Below are 19211 nucleotides of genomic sequence, written 5' to 3' on the forward strand. Positions count from 1 at the left end.
CGCGTTGCCCGTAGCCATGATGACGTTACCTCGCTTGCTGGCCCTCGCCCTGCTGCTGTCGCCGCTGGCGGCGCCGGCGCATAACTTCGTGCAGGGCCGGCCGGTGGCGCCGATCGCCATCGCCGATCGCGGCGAGCTGCTGCTGCGCAACGGCGATTTCAGTTACCGGCCGTGGAACAGCGCAAAACTGGCGGGCAAGGTGCGGGTGATCCAGTACATCGCCGGGCGCACCTCCGCCAAAAAGAAGAACTCGCTGCTGATCAACGCCGTCAAGGACGCGAACCTGCCGGGCGACCGCTTCCAGCCCACCACCATCGTCAACACCGACGATGCGATACCGGGCTCCGGCTTCTTCGTGCGCGGCAAGATCGAGAAAAACAAGCGGCATTACCCCTGGGCGCAATTTATCGTCGACAGCGACGGGCTGGGGCGCATGGCCTGGCGGCTGCCGGAGGAGAGCTCCACCATCGTGGTGCTGGACAAGGCCGGGCGCGTGCAGTGGGCGAAGGACGGCGCACTCACCCCGCAGGAAGTTGACCAGGTGATCGCCCTGCTGCGCGCCCTGATCGCGCGGGAGGCGCCATGAAGCGCACGCCGCCGGGAGCCGATAACGCATGCCTTTGATTGAACGCTATATCACGGTTGAGATCCGCCGCCTGGTGATGATGATCGCCGGGTTTCTGATCTTCATGTTCGCCAGCTACTCCGCCCAGCGCTACCTGACCGACGCCGCCAACGGCACGCTGGCGCTGCGGGTGGTGGCCGACGTGGTTTTCTATAAGTCGCTGATTGCGCTGGAGATGATATTGCCCGTCGCGCTGTATGTCTCGGTGGCGGTGGCGCTGAGCCAAATGTACAGCGATGCGGAGATCACCGCCATGCTGGCCGCCGGCGCCAGCCCGCTGCGGCTGTACAAGGCGGTGCTGCTGCTCGCCGTGCCGCTGGCGATAGCGGTCACGCTGCTGTCGCTGTATGGCAGGCCCTGGGCGTACGCCAATATTTATCAACTGCAGCAACAGTCGCAGTCGGTGCTGGACGTGAGCCACCTGCAGGCCGACAAATTCAACGTCAGCGGCAACGGCCGCATGATCCTCGCCAATCACGTCGACAAAACGGCCAATCATTTGACCGATGCCCTGATTTATGTGCGCGGCGGCCATCACACCAACCTTTACCGCGCGCAGTCGGTGGAGGTGCTCGACGCATCCCCCGCCAGCCCCGCCGTGCGGCTGAAAACCGGCACCGCCTATGTGCTTGATCGTGAGGGCGCCGACGACAACGGGCAGAACTACGACAACTTCGATATCGCGCTCAAACCGTTCGTGCCCAGCGCCGAGAGCCGGCACAAGTCGGCCTCGCCAGCGGAGCTGGCGCGCTCCGCCGATCCGGGCGATGCCGCCGAACTGCAATGGCGCGAGAGCCGCGGGCTGACCACCGTGCTGATGGTGCTGCTGGCGATCCCCTTTAGCCGCATCAAACCGCGACAGGGGCGCTACGCCGCGCTGCTGCCCCTGACGGTGCTGTTTACCGTGATTTTCTATGGCGGCAACATTTGCCGCACGCTGGTGGCCAACGGCTCTCTGCCAACGATCCCCGGCGTTTGGCTGGTGCCGATAGCGATGGCTGTCGGCATCGCCCTGCTGCTGGCGCGCGACTTATCCCTGCTGCGGAAACCCTCCCGATGACTATTTTTAGCCGCTACCTAATGCGCAACGTGTTCATCGGCTTCGCCGCCGCGGCCGGGTTGCTCATCCCGCTGTTCACCACCTTTACGCTGATCAACGAGCTGGAGGACGTGACCCCGGGCGGCTACCGCTGGCAGCAGGCGCTGCTGGTGACCGTGATGACCCTGCCGCGCAGCCTGGTCGATCTGGGGCCGTTTATCGCGCTGCTCGGCGGCATCGTCGGGCTGGGGCAGCTGTCGAAAACTCTGGAGCTGACGGCGATCCGCTCCGTCGGGATGTCGATATTCCGCATCGCGCTGGTGATGCTCGCCGCCGGGCTGCTGATGAACCTCTCGCTCGGCGCCCTCGATGAATGGGCGGCCTCGCCGCTGCAGCAACGCGCGCTGCAGATGAAGAACAACGCGCTGGCGCAGTCGAACAGTAACGACGTCACCGTTAACCCGCTGTGGGCGCGGCGCGGCAACGAGTTTGTGACGGTCAAAACCGTCGATGAGAACGACCAGCCCCACGGCATTGAGATCTTCCGTTATCAGGCCAACCGCGCGCTGGAGTCTTACATTTACGCCGACAGCGCCAGCACCGCCGCCGACGGCAACTGGCTGCTGCACAACGTGATGCAAAAAAGCTGGCAAGGCAGAAAGGAGACGATTGCGCGGCAAGACAGCCTGCTCTGGCGCTCGCTGTTCGCCGTGCCGAGCCTGAAAGAGCTGACCCTGCCGGCCGGCAGCTTCTCGCTCCAACAGTTGGATCGCTATATCGATTATCTGCAGGGCTCTGGGCAGCCCAGCACCGAATACCGCCTGGCGCTGTGGAAAAAACTCGGCCAGCCCCTGCTGGTGCTGGCGATGATTCTGCTGGCCATCCCGTTTACCTTCACCGCCCCGCGCGCCCCCGGCATGGGCAGCCGATTAGCGCTCGGCGTCATCATCGGGCTGCTGACCTACATCGCTTACCAGATCGTCCTCAACCTGGGATTGCTGTTCGCCCTCAACGCGCCCTTCACCGCCCTCGCCCCGCCGCTTTTGATCCTGGCGTTGGCGTTGGCGCTGGTTTATCGGTTTGATCGGCGAGGTTAGGATTCAGCGAGAGGCGGCGATCGTTCGCTTGCAAACCTTCCTTTCTCCGCCAATGATGAAAAACCGCAGACCGTAGCCTCATGGCCATGGTCTGCGGTTAGACTACGCGGTGAATAATGCGGGCCAGAGACAGACCTAAGACGCGGCCCTTTCATTCTGCCGCCGATCGTCAGGGCGTATCTTGAACCAAATGGCATACATTGCCGGCAGAAACACCAGCGTGATAACGGTGCCGCCAAACGTCCCGCCAATCAGGGTATAAGCGAGCGTTCCCCAAAACACCGAGTGAGTCAGCGGGATAAATGCCAATATGGCGGCCATCGCCGTCAGCAACACCGGCCGGGCTCGCTGTACCGTCGCCTCCACGACCGCGTGGAAAGGCGCCAGCCCTTGCTGCTCGTTGTGATGGATCTGGCCAATCAGGATCAAGGTGTTGCGCATCAGAATGCCCGACAGCGCGATTAACCCCACAAGCGCATTGATGCCAAAGGGCTGGTTGAACAGCAGTAGCGTTGGCACCACGCCAATCAGCCCCAGCGGCGCGGTGAGAAACACCATGACCATTGCCGACATCGAGCGCACCTGCAGAATGATGATCAACAGCGTCACGGCAATCATGATTGGGAACAAGGGCGCCATCGCTTTGGTCGCCTTTGCCGACTCCTCAATGGACCCGGCCTGCTCAATGCGATATCCGGCCGGAAGCGCGTCGATGGTTGGTTGCAGTGCCTTCATGATGGCCGTTGAGACATCCGGCGGCTGTAGGTTTTCGGCAATGTCTCCCCGCACGGTCATGGTCGGCGTGCGATCGCGTCGACGCAGAACGGGATCTTCCATTCGCACGTCAACCGTGCCGATCTGAGACAGCGGAATGCGCTGCCCGGAAGATCCGACGAGGGTAAAACCCGCTATTTTCGCCGGGTCGAGCCGAATATCACCCGCAGCGCGCGCCATGACCTGCACCGAACGGATGTCTTCACGTACAGAGGTGACAGGAATACCGGAGAGCAAAAACTGAAGCTGTTGGGCCACCGCATTCGAGGTCAATCCCACCGCCTGCAAGCGATCTTGATTGAGCGCAAAATGCAACGTCGGCACGCGCGGGCCCCAGTCGGTGTTGATGGTCCTCATCATCGGACTGGCCCGCATCACCCTTTCCACGCCCTCCGCAATCTCGCGCAGTTTGGCAGGATCCGGCCCCATGACGCGGAATGCCACCGGATACGGTGAATACGGGCCAAACACCAGTTGAGTCACGCGGATACGCGCCTCCGGCGCCAGCCCGCCCGCCACCGCTTCACGCAGGCGCAGCTTGAGCGTCTCACGCGCGGCCTGGCTGTCCGTCAGCACGACAATTTTCGCAAACGAGGGATCGGGAAGCTCAGGGGCCATAGCCAGATAAAAACGCGGCGCGCCCTGTCCGATGTAAGACGTGACGATTTTCGCGGCTTCCTGCTTGTTCAACCAGGCTTCGATTTTCGCCGTGGTGACGCCGGTCTGCTCAATAGCGGTGCCATAAGGCATCTGAACTTCTACCAACACCTCCGGGCGATCGGATGTAGGGAAAAATTGTTTTTTTACCAGCCCCATGCCGAGAATCGCTACGATAAAGACGGCAATAACGGCGCCCGCGACTCGCCATTTGCCCGCGATGACGCTGGCCAGCAGCCGGCGAAAACGGTTGTAGTGCCGGGTGTCGTAAATAGCCGCGTGCCCGCCCTGCACCGTTTTGATGTTCGGCAGCATTTTCACGCCCAGATAAGGCGTAAACACCACCGCCACCACCCAGGAGGCCATCAGCGCGATACCCACGATCCAAAACATGTTGCTGGTGTATTCGCCGGCGGTGGACTGTGCAAATCCGTTCGGCATAAAACCGACCGCCGTGACCAGCGTACCGGCCAGCATCGGCGCGGCGGTGTGGCTCCAGGCATAGGCGGAGGCTTTGATGCGATCGTATCCCTCCTCCATTTTCACCACCATCATTTCGATGGCGATGATGGCATCATCCACCAGCAACCCCAGCGCCAGGATTAAGGAGCCCAACGTAATGCGGTCGAAGTTTTTGCCGGACGCCGCCATCACCACAAAAACGATAGCCAGCGTCAACGGCACCGCCGCCGCGACCACCACCCCCACGCGCCATCCCATGCTGACGAAGCAAACCCCCATGACCACGAGCAGCGCGACAAAGAATTTGATCATGAACTCGTCAACGGCGGAGCTAATGTTAACCGCCTGATCGGTGACCTTCGTCAATGTCATGCCCAGCGGCATGCCCTGATTGATCTTCAGCGTTTCCGCATCCAGCGCCTTGCCCAAATCCAGACCGTTCCACCCCTCGCGCATGACGATGCCCAGCAGCAGCGCCGGCTCTCCCTGATTGCGCACCAGGAAGGTCGCCGGATCTTCGTAGCCGCGTTCTACCGTCGCCACGTCTGAGAGCTGCAGCGTCCGGCCCTGAGCGACGATGGGCGTTGCGCGGATCTTCTCCAGCTTGTCAAAGGCGCCATCCAGGCGAATAAAGACCTGCGCTCCCTGGGCGTCTATCGAACCGGCCGGCGTCAAAACGTTCTGGTCGTTGAGCGCGGAGAAAATTTCCTGAGGAGAAACGCCCAGCGTCGCCAGTCTGTCATGCGAGAACGAGACGAAGATGCGCTCCGCCTGCTCGCCGATAATATTGACCTTCTTGACCCCAGGCACGTGCAGCAGACGCTGGCGTAACGATTCCGCATCGCGAACCAGCAACCGCTGCGGCTCCCCTTTCGCCTTCAGCGCAAAAAGCGCGAAGGTCACGTCCGAGAATTCGTCATTCACCATCGGCCCGATCACGCCTGCCGGCAGATTTTTCGCCTCATCGCCCAGCTTCTTGCGCGCCTGATAGAATTCTTCCTGCACCTGCGCGGGTGGCGTGCTGTCCTGCAGTGACAGCAGGGTAAAAGCCAGGCCCGGACGCGTGTAAGTCTCACTGCGGTCATACCACTTGAGCTCCTGCAACCGCTTTTCAAGCGGTTCGGCGACCTGCTCCTGCATTTCCTTCGCGGTGGCCCCCGGCCAGGCGGAAACGATCGTCATTTGCTTGACCGTGAACGGCGGATCTTCCGCACGCCCCAGTTCGAAGAACGAAAGAATGCCGGCGACCGTAATCAGGACGATCAGGAATAAGGTAATGGATCGCTCGCGAACGGCGAGCACCGAGAGATTAAAGCGCCCGCCGCTCATGGCCGGCTCCCCGCGGCAACGCCATCGTTTTGTTGCGCCGTGCGTACAGGTTCACCGTCATGCAGCAAATGCGCCCCGAGCGCGACCACCTGTTCACCGGCTTGCAGTGCGCCCGTGACGTTTGCCGCATCGTCTCGGAGGCTCAGCACCTGGACCGGTCGCCATGACACTTTGGCCGGCTTGCCGGCAATCCCCCAGACGCCCGGCCCGTTGCCCGCATCATAGATAGCCGCCAAAGGCACCTGCACTACCTGACGGGTTATTTTATCTTCCGTAATGTGGAGCGTGACGGTGGAGCCGAGCGGTGCGCTCGCCAGCGCGCCCTCAAGCACATATCTCGCCTCGAAGGTTCGCGTCACAGGGTCAGCCGCATCGGAGAGCAGGCGCAGTTTCGCAGGCACTGACTGTTTATCGTTCCCGTACAGCGCAGCCTGGGCTTCGCTTCCGATCGCCGGGCGCAGCGTCTCGGGCAACTGCACCAAGGCCTCGCGTTGCCCCGCCCTGGCCAGCCGGACGACGGGCTGGCCGGCGCTGACAACCTGACCGGGTTCAGCCAGCGTATCCATGACCACGCCATCGGCATCGGCCAGCAGCACCGCGTAGCCCGTCGCGTTTTGCGCCACGTTAGCCTGGGCCTGGGCAGCACTGAGTTCCGCTTTGGCCGTCTCCGCAGTGGCCTTGATCTGATCGTAAGCCGATGCCGAGACGGCGCCGGCGGTAACCAGACCGCGATAGCGAGCTTCATCATTGGCGGTTTGCCGGGCGCGGGCCCGCGCAGCGGCGACGGCCTGTTGCTGAGCCTGCGCCTGCAGGTGCAGATCAACAGGATCCAGACGCATTAACGGCTGGCCGCGTTTAACGCTCTGGCCGGCATCCACCAGGCGTTCAAGGATTTTGCCTTGTACTCTAAAACCGAGGTCGCTTTGAATGCGCGCGACGACCACGCCACTGAATGCGCGAGCCGTATCGACGGCATTGACTACGGTCGCCGCCCTCACCAAAGGCGGTTGCGTTCGCGGATCGTCAATACCGGAAGCGTCGTTGCAGGCCGACAGGGCAAACGGCAACAGGCAAATAGCGAAGGTGACGGGGTTAAGCCGGAGCATGGGTTCCCTTACTGAATTAACAGGACAGTAACCGCATTCTCAGACCAGTGACCAATATTGTCAATAGTCACAAATCAAGGCGACAGGCTTCTCAGTATCAGCGATGACAGAAGCGCGGCAGCTGAGGATGCCGTCTCCAGATTGCATTGCAGCTGTATCGGGCTGATGTAAGGCCGCATGACCAGATATATTGCATCCGCGGTCTCATCCAGCGGCGTTTTTCGTTCAAACTCCCCCGTCTGCCGTCCTTCAAGGAGAATGTGCTCAACAAGTTGCCGCAGGCGCTCTTCATGCCGCACGGCGGAAGGCCACTTATCGCGCGCAGCGACCGCCGCAATGTCATACAGCTTGCGATCGTGAAAGAACAGATCGCTGCCGGCCTCAGTGAGCGCCCTCAATAAGCGCCTCATTTTTTCGGCTGCCGTCGGCGCCTCTGCGATCGCTGCATTGACAATCTCCATGACCGTCGCCAGCCGGTTGGCGCAGATCACCTCGCCTATCGCCTGCTTGGAATCAAAGAATTTATAGATATAGGCTTTAGAGAAGCCTATTGATTTAGCCAGATCGGATACCGTGGTTTTTTCATAGCCAAAGTGCCCGAAATGCTCCGTGGCGGCATCCACGATCTGATCGCGGACGCTATGGTCAGAGGGGCCCCGAGAGGGATTCGCATTTGTGTATTCAGTCATTTTTCAAGCTTAGCTCAATGAACCCAGATCAACAACGAGTGACCATAATGGGATTTGGTTACAATGATGCATTGCCTCAAGGAATATCAAGACATCTCCTGCGCCCGCCCGCCTTAACGGTAAACGCCGGTTCACAGGGGATTGCGTCGTCAGGCCCGATTATAGCCGCGATGGCAATCGCGATGAAACCGCTCTGAACGCCGGGTATCGGTGGGCGGCAAAACGCTTGCCAGGCAGCATGGACTGACGATCAGGCGTTTAAGATAAAACGGGGGCTGCCTTGCCGCCGCAGCAGCCTTTGGAAAACAAGAACTTTCCGGTTAACATTTGGCCGGCTTTACAAATTGGCCTGAGCCGTTATCATCCCTTATCTGGTGTCCTATGCGCCGTTAGCTATCGCTGACTGCCGTTCGATAACATGCCCCTCGGGGCTCCATCGAGTGCAAGGAGTGCGAGCGCCCGCCTGAACAGGCCAAGACGCAGCAAGCAAAGGAAGAGACACACTATGTTTTCCAGTTTGAAACTGCTGTATATCGCCGATGATATTATTTCACCTGATGAATTCCCCCGTATAGTCAACCCTTCCCGCGCCTGTCACGGCCTTTCATACATGCCGGACAATGACATTCTGTCGCTTTTTTCTGGTTTTCGCGGTGGCGAACGGATCCGCCGTGAAGTCGGCGTTACGCAAAACGGAATAAGCTCTAACCTGCGCGCAAGAGTGCAGAGCGACCTGATGAGCGGCGTTGTCGTCGCGGTCGAAACCCGGCCCGGCGTGTTGGCGACGATGGGGCCATTTTACGCCGACATCGACGGCTACCTGATACCGCAGGGGAGACAAGAGCCCAACTACCCGGTGGACAAGATAGTGAAGCGATACGAAGAGGCCGTGAAGTCTTATGGCGGCCGCCGGGCTCGCCCTTCCGTCTTCCCCGCACAAGTCACGCGGGCCAAACCGGCCCTTGGCCCGGATATCCCGGCGCAAGGTGGAAGAGCCTCACAGTCGGTCGTGTCTGGCCCCTTGACCAAAGCGCAACGCTGGCAGGAGCGAAAATACCTCATTGGCCGCGGGCAACGGAGTATCTACCCGGACGCCCGAATCGCCTCGGAACGCTTGGCGGCAAACAATGTCGCCGTCGAGAAGGCAAAACTGGCGGAGAATATCTACAAGACCACGAATCCGCTAAAGGAGACTCCCGGCGTTCCCGAAGGTTGGAAAGATATTAGTAACGATAATGCTGCCCTGAGTAAAATTGGGCTAAACAGAAATATGCTCTTCGACAGAGATGAATCTCCGGATTTTTTGGCAAGGGTATATCAACCTGATAGCACTGTTTTTGGTAAAGAGATGAACCCAACGGTGGTGTTCAGAGGATCAAGAGCGCCAGAGTTCCCGGAGGGAATCGGTAGCGCCGCCAAAAAGGCCCTTAGGGGCGACTTCTCAGGTGTTAAAAATGTGAATGACTGGATAAATAATGGTGCTCAGGGGATGGGGGCGAACTCAGATTATTATAAGCAGGCGGTTAAAATAGGATTACAAGTAAAGAACTCCTCCGGCGTCGATATTTCTGGTCATTCATTGGGCGGGGGAATGGCCTCCGCCGCATCAATGACCAGTGGAAAACCCGCCTGGACGTTTAATGCAGCCGGACTCCATCATGGAACTGTAGGGAAATACGGAGCTGAAATGATTGGTTCAGCCAAGAACATACAGGCCTATCGAGTGGAAGGAGAACTGTTAACCACGTTACAGGAGGTTAATAACGAAAGTGACTATGAGCTTATAAAAAATGCCCTGCCCGATGCTTTGCAAAAACCCTGGGGCGTAGCATTGCCTTTCACCTTGAAAGAGTGGTCATCACTGGCGCTGCCTGATGCCGCCGGCATACCGCACACTCTTGCCGGTGGGACAGGAACCTTGCTCGATAAACACGGTATAGATCAGACAATAAAGTTGATTGAAGATCAGAAAGACGAGGATGTCGCCACTATCAGGGGGAGAATATGAACAAGTGGATAATGGCAATGGCGTTACTGTTTACTGTTCTCATGATGCAAGGATGCAAAAAAAACATGGAATATGAACCACGGGATTTTTTTGAAGGCCGTCAATTGGAAGTCGCACAGCTGATTTATGATGGCGACGAAGTGAAACTGAATGAGAAGCTTCCTTCAATAAGCAAGGAAGAACTGAATCGACCAGTGAAAGCAGACATGACCCTGCTGTTTTGGTCGGTGCTAAACGCAATCTATGATAAAAACACGCCGGGAAGGCTGAAAATAATAACCGACCTGGTAAAAGCTGGCGCAGACCCGCTGCAACCCAGACCAGAAGGGGGAAGCAGCCCAGCGGAGTTCGTCATGAAAGCCGGCAAAGGGATTTGGGTCAAAGCCATGCTCGACGGCGGTTTACCGCCAAACGCAAAAGATAAGGTATTCAATGAACCCATTGTATTCCAGACAATCAAAGCCAAAAACACTGAAACGTTAAAGGTGATGCTGGAGTACGGAGCGGATATAAATATCAGAGACGCCTTGCAACAAACCTTATTAATGGATGCTTTTTTTAGCTCAGCCTTTGAGCACATGACCCTACTGCTCAATCGGGGTGCGAATCCTAACCCGGTAAATATAAACAACCTTTCGCTGTTAACCGCAGTGAACCGGCAAATAAAAGACAGCCAAGATGGCTCAGAATACAATGAACAGTGTAAGAAAATACTCGAGCTCATGCTTTTGAAAGGGGCAAAGGAAGCGCAGTAATTTCATCAACGCAGATCTGACAGCTGCCGGTTATTTATACTGAGGCTGTCAGATGGCGTCTGGCTAAATTTTCTCAGCCCAGATGCATTTTTCACCAAGTAGCGTTTCCATCGGCACCCGCTCACAACACAGAGCACTTTCCCGCGATCGACAAAGTACCTAACTATGTATTCCACATCTTTGAGCAGGTGTTGAAAGGCTGCTCACCCCGCCGCTACTGATCCTGGCGCTGGTGTAAAGGCGATCTTGGCAAGGTTTGCGAGAAAAGAAAAGTACCAAGCGCCCGCAGGTTGAACCCTATCGGCCAGGGTTGAGGGAGTGCCTGCGCCGCCACTCATCGGCGACATCACCTAACGTCTTTGGCATGTCATTGCGTATCCATGCCATAAATTCACGATCGAAGCGAAAATCCTCTCCGCACGCCTCAACCATGAAACGACGAACGTTTTGCGTATTTTTGTAGCTTTTATCCACGATCGTGGCGCGTGTTAGCAATGCGCTATGCCAATCGATTTTCAATTTAACCACTCCTGTGAAGAGCCGTTCGATAAAGAGCTTCAACCTGGCCTGACAAGTCGCACTTTTGTCACGCCCGTTGCGGCGCAAAGTGGATGTGGGGAAAAGCATAGCCCAGATCGCCATTTCCGCGCTGTTATATGCACGAGCGCATTTATGCCATCGCCTTCGAACAGGGGCGCAATGGCAACCGCCCCTGCTCGCTCCGCGGGATTAACGCAGTTCCTTCGCTATCGCGCTAAACATCAGCGATGCCTCCAGCGGCTGCGCGCTGAAAGAAGGCTCCGCCTGCGGCCAGGTAGACCACTGGACGATCACCAGATTCTCCGCCTGATTGACCATAATCATCTGGCCGAAGATCCCCAGCGCCCACAGGGAATGTTGCAGGGAGGCCTGCGGAGCGGGTTCAACGTTGGCCGTATTCACCGGCACTTCGTTGTTCCACCACTGGAAGCCGTAAATGCCGTTAGGATGCGCCGCCGACACCGAGCCCGCCGCCCGCGTCCAGTTGGACGACTGGGCTACCCAATCTTCCGGCAGGATCTGTCTGCCGTTCGGCAACGTCCCGTTATGCAGGATGAACTCGCCGAAGCGCCCCCAGTCTTCCAGCGTGGCGTTAAAGCCGTGCGCGCCCACGTCGTGCTGGCCTCTGGCGTAGGCATGCCACACGCCGTCGCTCGCCATGCCGTACGGCTGCCAGATGCTTTGCTGCAGATAAGCCGCCAGCGGCATGCCGGTGGCGCGCTCCAGCACGTCGCCCAGCAGCCACGCGCCGCCGGAGGAATAAGACCAGTTCTGCCCGGCAGGGTGTGCGCGCTGCAAACCGGCCACCAGCTTGCGCACGCAGGCGTAGGTGCCGGGCCTGGCTTCACACTCGGTCAGCTGCGCGAAGTCCGATTTCGGGTTGGTGTAATCCTCATTCCACGCCACGCCGGAGGTGTGGGTGATCAGCTGCCTGAGGGTCACGCCGTCCCACGCGGTGCCTTTCAGATCGGGTTCGTATTGCGTGATGAGATCGTCGAGCGAGCGGATCTTGCCCTGTTTAATCGCCACGCCCACCAGCGTGGCGACCACGGATTTGCCCACCGAGCGCGACGTCCACAGGGTAGCGTCGGTATTGCCCTGCCCCAGATATTTCCAGGCGATTTTGCCGTCTTTCAATACCAGCATACCGCTGACGTTCTGGCGCTGCAGGTAATCCTGCAGGCTGTAGGTTTTGCCATTCACCCGATAGCTGGCATTCGTTAGCGGTTTAGCGGCAGCCGGCAGCGGCGTGGCATTGCCGTGGTGAAATACATCCCCGGCATAGTTGCGGTAGTCGTTACGAAAACCGATCACCCGGTCGCTCTGGCTCCAGGTGAGCATCTTGTGCGTGTCCGGCAATTGCGCATCGAAAGGTGCGGGACAGGCGCTGAGTTCAGTGCCCGCACAGGCGGCCAGCGCGGCGGGCGCCAACAGGCCGCTGCAGAGACTGATGACAACGCCCGCCAGCAGGCTGCAGTTAAACACTTTGCTTTTCATATTTTTTCTCGCTTAGCTCAGGAAGGCGTTCAGCTTAAAAAAACGCGGCCTATAATAAAAAACGCCTAATCGGGGAAAATCCCCCGCAAAATCTACTGGAGAGCCGCGTGCCGAGCCTGATTTATTCCTTTGCCCAACTGGAAGCCTTCACCGCCGTGGCCGAGCACGGCAGCCTGGCGAAAGCCGCGCTCAAGCTGGGCAAAGACCGCACGACGCTGCGCGATTTGATTGATTTTCTCGAGGATGGCTTGGGCTATGCGCTGTTCCTGCGCGAGGGGCGCAGCCTACACCTGATCCCGGAGGGCGAACAGCTGCAGCGCCAGGCGCACCTGCTGATGCGCCAGGTAAAAGCGTTTGAGGCGTTTGCCAAAGACGTGCCCAAGAGCGCGGCGCAGGAAATCTCGCTGGTCTACGATCCCTTTACCCCCCGCGCGTTGCTGCAGGCGCTGATTGCCGCCATGGCCCAGCGCAACACGCGCCTGAGCCTGATTAACGCCTCGCGCGATGAGGCAGAAAGCCTGCTGGCAAACGGCCAGGCCGATCTGGGGATCTGCCAAGCGCGCCATCGCAGCGTGGGCGACGCCATGGAGTGGCGCGCCTTAGGGGCGATAGAGATGGATTTTTACGCGTCTAAAGCGCTTTTCCCCGGCGCGGAACAGCCGCTTTCACTACTGGAACTCTCGCTCACGCCACAGGTGATCATGCACCCGGATTCTGACGAACCCGTGGCGCGCCGCCTGCAAATTTCCGGGCATACAATATTTACCAACGAGCTGGAAATGCTGCGTGCCCTGCTCGAACAGGGCTGCGGCTGGGGATTCCTGCCGACACATATGCATGCGGAACGGTGGAAAAACGTCAACACGCTGCGCACCGAAGTGGGCAGCCAGGGGATCAGCCAAACCATGGTGACCATCTGGAAGCCGGGCAATGACCGGCGGGCGCTGATTGATGAGACGTTGGCGCTGTTGCCCGCGTTGTGGCGAAGGAAGTCTCTTACCGCAGAAGTAAACCAGAGTGGCTGTCACTCTGGTATCTTAACGACCACTTTACCCTTCGCACGCCCCTGAGCAAGATAGTCAAGAGCAGCCTTTGTTTTGGCGAAGGGAAACACGCTGTCGATCACCGGCCTGATGTGTCGCGCCTCTATCAGTCTGGCGATTTGGGTAAGTTGCTCGCCATCTGGGCGAACGAAGAGAAATGAATAGATCAGCCCGCGCTTTTTTGAGAGACGCATGATTTTATGGCTCATCAGGGCAAATACAAGGCGCAGGAGGATGTTTAAATGTCTGTCCCGCGCGAAAGCGGCATCCAACGGCCCGATGAGAGAAACAATCTTTCCGCCGGGCTTAAGAATTTGAGTGGATTTTTCAATCGCATCACCTCTGAGAGTACCAAGAACGATATCGTAGTCACTTAGCATATTTTCGAATGCGCGCTTTTTATAATCTATCACCTCGTCTGCGCCAAGATGACTCACCCACTCGACGTTGTCTGTACTTGTTGTCGTTCCCACCAGTGCACCGAGGTGCTTCGCCAGTTGGATGGCGATACTGCCAATTCCCCCGGAACCTGCCGGAATGAAAACTTTATCACCTGGGCGCAGCCCGGCTCGCTCTATCAGCGCTTGCCAGGACGTGAGGCTCACCATGGGGAGCGACGCTGCCTGAACAAAATCCAGGTTCGCGGGTTTGTGGGCTGCGGCGCTTTCATGTACTAATGCGAATTCGGCAAGAGACCCCGCTCCTTTATCGAAAATGCTGGCGAAAATTTCGTCGCCTGGCGTGAAACGCGTCACACGACTCCCCACGGCAATGACAACCCCGGACAAGTCGCTGCCCAACGTAGCGGGGAGCTTAAAATGCAAAATCGGCTTAAATATGCCGGTTGGAATCATGTTGTCTATCGGGTTCAGGCCAACCGCGCATACCTTGACCAGAATTTCATCAGCGCCGGGTGAGGGATAATCAACCTCATCGAAGCCCAACTCAGGGGATTTACCATAGCGTTTAAAGGTAAAGGCTTTCATCGTCTTGGTATTCATTCGTTATTTACCCTGTGGTGTTTGCCAATAGCATTTTTCTTGGCGGCCCGGTTGCTGAGTAAAAAGGCTGGCCCCAGGAATAACTCGATAAACACAGCAAACAGGATCTGCCCGCTGACACGTCCTTCGCGCCATTCAACGACGCCAAGTATGGCTGAAACAATAAATATCGTGCCGATACCGGCGGCCAATGCAGAGCGGGCTGGGGAAGGTTCTGCATTTCTAGCGAATAAACACATCACCCCGAGCCCCACAAAAAATGCGGCCAGGCGGCGACAGATCACGCCGATACCGGGCGTCGGTTCAATTCCCCACTGAGTTAAGAGCGGTTGCGGGAAAAACATCCATACCGTGGCCAGGATGAAAAACAACGCCGAGGTCAGCATAGCCAATTGAGAAAATTTCATTTTTACTCCTTGGCATCAAGCTGAAGAGTTTTGCGCACGAGCTTATCCAGGAATGATGCAGGCGCGAATCTGAGAATAAAATTCAGCTTTGCGGCCAGCGTTCCCGCCGTGTAGCGCACTTTTGGGCGTAAAGTCTGGGCCGCTTTAACGACCACCTCTGCCACAACCTCCGGACTTTCCGCTTCAGCCATTGCCTTGCTGACCACTTTCTCCAGCTTGGCCCGCTTGAGGTCATACTCTTCAAGCTTTGCATCCGGCTCTATATTATTGGCTTCAAACTGCGTTTTTATGTAGGCAGGTTCAATGACTGAAACTCTGATGCCCTGCGTGCGCACTTCATGATCCAGAGCTGCCGAATACCCTTCCACAGCATGCTTGCTGGCCGCATAAAGTGCCATATACGGCATCGGGACGAGCCCGACTATCGAACCGATATTAATGATGCGCCCGCAGCCCTGGCGGCGCATGTGGGGGATCACGGCCCGAGACAACCTGACTATGCCCATAAAGTTGGTGTCGAAAATACGCTTGGCCTGTTCGACAGAACTTTCTTCCGCGGCCGCCGGCGCGACCCCAAAACCCGCATTGTTCACCAGAATATCGATCCGCCCCTCCAGGCGCAGCAATTCCTCAATGGCCGCCCTTACCGAAGCGTCATCCGTTACATCAAGCGTCAGCAACGGAAACCGATGCGCACCCGCATGAGTTCCGCGCCGGCTCGTGCCATATACGGTATAACCCGCGGCTAAAAGTTGATGGGCAGACGCTTCGCCGATACCTGAGGAAGCGCCAGTAACCAGCGCTACACGTTTTTTTGTCATGCTGAATAAAGCCTTCATGATTTATTTGAGATTTCCCATCGCGGATGAGAAGGGACGCTGTCAGGCAGCCATGTCAGATTTGTGCCTCTCTGCAAAACAGCCAAAAGACAGTTCTGCAGAAGGCGCCTCATTGGCTAAAGCGTTTTATATCGCTCCGCGGCTTCAGCCTGTTTGATGTCCGAAAGCAAAGCCTGGCGCGCGGTATCGAGGGCATCCCAGCGGGCAGCATTATGTAAAGGCGGGATGGTGACGAGTTCACGGCGATCAAAACCGACCAGCGCTGCATCCACTAATTCATCCACCTCCATCATTTTGGACGCGCGACTGATATCAATACCCGCACGATCCCAAATTTCCGTGTAAGTGCCGGCAGGGAGCACCGCCTGGATATAAATGCCCTTAGGCGACAACTCCAGATGCATTCCCTGAGACAGGAAAAGGACAAAGGCTTTGGTCGCGCCATACACCGTCATTGGAAATTCCGGGGCGAGCCCGACGATGGAGCTGATATTAACGATCGAACCTCCCCCATCTTTTACCCATCGAGGTACTACAGCACCGGCCAGTCTGGTGAGGGCGGTGACGTTAAGCGCGATAAGGCGCTCTATCGAATCAGACGTCTGTTCAGAGAAACCGCCAGACTGCGCGATACCTGCGTTGTTGATAAGAACACCAATTCGCGAGTCTTTGCGCAAGCGAGCTTCGACCGTCGTCAAATCCGCCTCTTGCGTGAGGTCGGCAGGCAGAACATCGACAGAAATACCATTTTCCTGTCGCAGACGACCTGCCAGCATCTCTAACTTTGTGTTGTCGCGGGCAACCAGAACAAGATCGTGTCCCCGACGCGCGAATCGTTCAGCGTAAACAGCGCCAATACCCGTTGATGCACCTGTAATGAGAACGGAAGGTTTGGTCATAAGTTGGTCTCTTTATTAATGGGTAAACAGAATCCGCAACGTGCAATTAGGTATCACGGTTCTACTCGCTGACCTCGGTCAGCGACGGACAATCGGTGTAACCTTGCGCGTAATAGATTGCCGTCAGTTCGTGCGGAACAAGACCTGTTCTGGCACGGTTACGCGCCAGCGGTGCCATCACACTATGGTTGGCCAATGTTATAGACCCACGTTTATAGGGTTGAAATACAGCCTGACGGGTCATGTTTACTCCTCGCTTCAGTCGCGGTTACCTGCGCATTTAATGATGATGATCGTAATCTTTAAAGTCAACACGTTTGATTATGATCATCATCAATGTATACTCAACCCCTATTTAAAAAGGGGTTGTAAAGCATGAAAGTGTCAAAAGAGCAGGTCCGTAAAAACCGGATGCGCATTGTTGAAACGGCATCAGAACTGTTTCGCGAGCGCGGTTACGACGGCGTCGGCGTGGCGGAACTGATGTCAGCGGCAGGCCTGACCCACGGTGGGTTCTACAAACACTTTGGCTCTAAGGCTGATCTGATGGCGGAGGCAATGAGCTGTGGCTTTATGCGTGCAACAGAAAGTACGGCAGGTGAGGATCGGGAAAAATTTGTCGAAAATTATCTTTCCCGGCCGCATCGCGACAATAGGGGGAAAGGTTGCGTGATGTCGGCACTGGGCATCGATGCGGCCCGTCAGTCTGAGCCTATCAAGGAAGCCTTCGCGGACGGAATGGAACGCCAACTGGCCGTTTTAGGCAATGAACATGAAACGCGCGCTGACTTGATCGCTACCTTCGCGCAACTTGTCGGCGCCTTAGTGCTTTCCCGTGCCTGTCCGGATAATTCAGCCCTGGCTGACGAAATTCTGGAGGTGTGCCGCACGCGTCTTCTCAGCCAGGACTCCCGTAAGAACTAATTTGGATGGGCAGCAGGCGTTTTTGTCGTTTTTTCTGTGCTGTGTCGATAAATAAAGCGCCCCTATTCCTTCATACCCGGCGCATGCGGCAAACTTTTTATGGCTCCAGCAGTGGCGATGGATCTCATTGACCGCGAACGCCGCCCGTGGTTCCAAGCCAGTCAGGCACTCAGCAGACGTCAAACGCATCGTGATACCTCCTTTTGCGCCCCCACTGATTGTAAGTGATGTACAACTGGATGAGCGCTGCGGTGGCTTGAAATCCTGTGTCTGGCGAGCAATGCGCCACGGTTCTTTTCAGAAGAAGAAGTCGCCAAACAATTTAATTAATCCACTCATCGTCAAATGGCATTATTAACCCTCTTTGCATTCTTTTAATTCGCGCCACATCAACAGCCCCTGCGCAAAAATATCCAGCCGGCTCGCCCTTCCCCCAATCACTCCCCCCTAGCACCGCCCCCGCCCTTTCCCTACAATAAGGGATCTGTTGAGGCATAACGCAAGGAAAGACGGTGTCGAAAGCCAATCCCAATGCCACTATCGTGGATATCGCCCGCCGCGCCAGGGTGACCAATATCACCGTTTCCCGCGCCTTCAATAAGCCCGAGCTGGTCAAGCCGGAAACCCGCGAGCGCATTCACGCCATCGCCAAAGAGCTGAACTATGTGCCCAATGCCTTCGCGCAGGGGCTGAAAAGCAGCAGCAGCCAGATTATCGGCATCGTCACCAGCAGTATGTACAACCCGTTCTATTCCGGCCTGATCAAGACCGTGTCGCGCATTGCGCGCCAGCAGGGCTACCAGATCATGTTGTTCGACACCGACGGCAGCGAAGAGGCGGAAATGCGCGCCATTCAGGCGCTGTTCGGCTACAAGGCGCGCGGCATCCTGCTGTCGGCGGTGCGTGACGACAAGCGCTACCGCCCCGCCTATCTCGAGCTGGCCGAGGTGTACGGCGTGCCGCTGATCCTGATCGACCGCGATCTCTACGATCAGCATCTGAGCGGCGTGTTCCTCGACAACCGCGAGATTGGCGTGCTGGCCGGGCGCTATCTGGCGGAGCAGCCGGAGCAGAAGCTGCTGATTATCGGCGGCCCGGCGGATTCGGAAATTACGCTAACGCGCACCGCCGGCATCGTCGCGGCGCTACAGGGCAGCGGCCGTGAGATTCATATCATCAACGGCGACTACGATTTCACCTCACAGGAAAGCGAGGTGCGCGCCTATCTGGCGCAGCCGGAGAACCGCCCGGATTACATCATCGGCCTGAACGGCATCATCACGCTGGGCGCCATCGCCATCTGCCACGAGATGGGGCTTTATCAGCAGGTGAAGTTCTTTTCGATAGACGAACCGCCGCGCGCCGGCGCTTACGGCCTGCACATTCCGGGGGTGTATCACGATACGCAGAAACTGGGGGAGATCGCCGCGGAGCTGCTGTTCAGCGCCATTAACAGCCCGCGCGGCGAGTTGCCGGTGCGCAGAGAGTTCTTCACCGGCTCGCTGTTGAATCGCTGACGG

18 protein-coding genes are annotated in these 19211 nt (G+C 57.4%); 8 read left to right on the top strand and 10 right to left on the bottom strand.

The features are described 5' to 3' along the window. Nucleotides 1–19 precede the first annotated feature (19 nt). From ACSBQV_RS11890 to lptG, 3 genes are read left to right on the top strand one after another with little or no spacing between them, the layout of a single operon-like run. On the top strand, nt 20–586 hold the full coding sequence (locus ACSBQV_RS11890; protein WP_046688517.1) for a YtfJ family protein: 567 nt from the start codon (nt 20–22) through the stop codon (nt 584–586). A 28-nt stretch (nt 587–614) separates the two neighbouring features. After that, entirely contained in the window at nt 615–1685 is a 1071-nt protein-coding gene (lptF, locus tag ACSBQV_RS11895) for an LPS export ABC transporter permease LptF (protein WP_099784456.1), read from the top strand. After that, nucleotides 1682–2761 carry an LPS export ABC transporter permease LptG gene (lptG, locus tag ACSBQV_RS11900; protein WP_099784458.1) on the top strand — a complete coding sequence of 360 codons (1080 nt, stop codon included), beginning with the start codon at nt 1682–1684 and terminating at the stop codon, nt 2759–2761. The genes lptF and lptG overlap by 4 nt, the downstream gene beginning before the upstream one ends. 135 nt (nt 2762–2896) lie before the next feature. Here lptG and ACSBQV_RS11905 read toward each other — a convergent pair whose 3' ends face one another. The 3 genes from ACSBQV_RS11905 to ACSBQV_RS11915 all read right to left on the bottom strand — a co-directional run bounded on the left by ACSBQV_RS11905 (nt 2897) and on the right by ACSBQV_RS11915 (nt 7778). Further along, complete coding sequence (locus ACSBQV_RS11905) at nt 2897–5983, bottom strand: efflux RND transporter permease subunit (protein WP_099784460.1); 3087 nt, start codon at nt 5981–5983, stop codon at nt 2897–2899. After that, nucleotides 5980–7089 (bottom strand): efflux RND transporter periplasmic adaptor subunit, encoded by a 1110-nt coding sequence (locus ACSBQV_RS11910; protein ID WP_099784462.1) that lies wholly within the window; start codon nt 7087–7089, stop codon nt 5980–5982. The genes ACSBQV_RS11905 and ACSBQV_RS11910 overlap by 4 nt, the downstream gene beginning before the upstream one ends. A gap of 74 nt (nt 7090–7163) precedes the next feature. Further along, nucleotides 7164–7778 (bottom strand): TetR/AcrR family transcriptional regulator, encoded by a 615-nt coding sequence (locus ACSBQV_RS11915; protein ID WP_099784464.1) that lies wholly within the window; start codon nt 7776–7778, stop codon nt 7164–7166. A 505-nt stretch (nt 7779–8283) separates the two neighbouring features. Between ACSBQV_RS11915 and ACSBQV_RS11920 the strand changes: the two genes are divergently transcribed. Both ACSBQV_RS11920 and ACSBQV_RS11925 read left to right on the top strand, forming a co-directional pair. Further along, nucleotides 8284–9786, top strand: coding sequence for a phospholipase (locus ACSBQV_RS11920; RefSeq protein WP_099784466.1), 1503 nt, complete (start codon nt 8284–8286; stop codon nt 9784–9786). Further along, nucleotides 9783–10541 (top strand): ankyrin repeat domain-containing protein, encoded by a 759-nt coding sequence (locus tag ACSBQV_RS11925; protein WP_434991448.1) that lies wholly within the window; start codon nt 9783–9785, stop codon nt 10539–10541. Before ACSBQV_RS11920 ends, ACSBQV_RS11925 begins: the two co-directional genes overlap by 4 nt. A 297-nt stretch (nt 10542–10838) precedes the next feature. Here the strand turns inward: ACSBQV_RS11925 and ACSBQV_RS11930 are convergent, their stop codons facing one another. Both ACSBQV_RS11930 and ACSBQV_RS11935 read right to left on the bottom strand, forming a co-directional pair. Next, nucleotides 10839–11060, bottom strand: coding sequence for a DUF6434 domain-containing protein (locus ACSBQV_RS11930; protein ID WP_047730881.1), 222 nt, complete (start codon nt 11058–11060; stop codon nt 10839–10841). 210 nt (nt 11061–11270) lie between these two features. Continuing rightward, nucleotides 11271–12578 carry a serine hydrolase domain-containing protein gene (locus ACSBQV_RS11935; protein WP_099784468.1) on the bottom strand — a complete coding sequence of 436 codons (1308 nt, stop codon included), beginning with the start codon at nt 12576–12578 and terminating at the stop codon, nt 11271–11273. A gap of 107 nt (nt 12579–12685) precedes the next feature. Between ACSBQV_RS11935 and ACSBQV_RS11940 the strand changes: the two genes are divergently transcribed. Further along, complete coding sequence (locus tag ACSBQV_RS11940; protein WP_241900192.1) at nt 12686–13648, top strand: LysR family transcriptional regulator; 963 nt, start codon at nt 12686–12688, stop codon at nt 13646–13648. On the opposite strand, the gene ACSBQV_RS11945 is transcribed toward ACSBQV_RS11940, so the two are convergent. From ACSBQV_RS11945 to ACSBQV_RS11965, 5 genes are all read right to left on the bottom strand, one after another. Further along, entirely contained in the window at nt 13603–14622 is a 1020-nt protein-coding gene (locus ACSBQV_RS11945) for an NADP-dependent oxidoreductase (RefSeq protein ID WP_099784470.1), read from the bottom strand. The two genes, ACSBQV_RS11940 and ACSBQV_RS11945, sit on opposite strands and share 46 nt — an antisense overlap. Beyond that, nucleotides 14619–15029 carry a hypothetical protein gene (locus tag ACSBQV_RS11950; RefSeq protein ID WP_099784472.1) on the bottom strand — a complete coding sequence of 137 codons (411 nt, stop codon included), beginning with the start codon at nt 15027–15029 and terminating at the stop codon, nt 14619–14621. Before ACSBQV_RS11950 ends, ACSBQV_RS11945 begins: the two co-directional genes overlap by 4 nt. A 2-nt stretch (nt 15030–15031) precedes the next feature. After that, complete coding sequence (locus ACSBQV_RS11955; RefSeq protein WP_099784474.1) at nt 15032–15850, bottom strand: oxidoreductase; 819 nt, start codon at nt 15848–15850, stop codon at nt 15032–15034. A 134-nt stretch (nt 15851–15984) separates the two neighbouring features. Beyond that, on the bottom strand, nt 15985–16767 hold the full coding sequence (locus ACSBQV_RS11960) for an SDR family NAD(P)-dependent oxidoreductase (RefSeq protein ID WP_099784476.1): 783 nt from the start codon (nt 16765–16767) through the stop codon (nt 15985–15987). Nucleotides 16768–16828: 61 nt separating this feature from the next. Further along, nucleotides 16829–17011 (bottom strand): hypothetical protein, encoded by a 183-nt coding sequence (locus ACSBQV_RS11965; RefSeq protein ID WP_404948200.1) that lies wholly within the window; start codon nt 17009–17011, stop codon nt 16829–16831. A 131-nt stretch (nt 17012–17142) separates the two neighbouring features. Between ACSBQV_RS11965 and ACSBQV_RS11970 the strand changes: the two genes are divergently transcribed. Both ACSBQV_RS11970 and ACSBQV_RS11975 read left to right on the top strand, forming a co-directional pair. Further along, nucleotides 17143–17691, top strand: a complete 549-nt coding sequence (locus ACSBQV_RS11970; protein WP_099784478.1) for a TetR/AcrR family transcriptional regulator — start codon at nt 17143–17145, stop codon at nt 17689–17691. Nucleotides 17692–18203: 512 nt separating this feature from the next. Beyond that, the gene (locus ACSBQV_RS11975; RefSeq protein ID WP_047574453.1) at nt 18204–19208 is read left to right on the top strand and encodes a LacI family DNA-binding transcriptional regulator; all 1005 of its coding nucleotides are present in this window, start codon (nt 18204–18206) and stop codon (nt 19206–19208) included. The last annotated feature ends 3 nt before the right edge of the window (nt 19209–19211 follow it).

Origin of the sequence: Serratia sp. B501 (assembly GCF_051172315.1) — a bacterium.
Classification (GTDB): domain Bacteria; phylum Pseudomonadota; class Gammaproteobacteria; order Enterobacterales; family Enterobacteriaceae; genus Serratia; species Serratia ureilytica.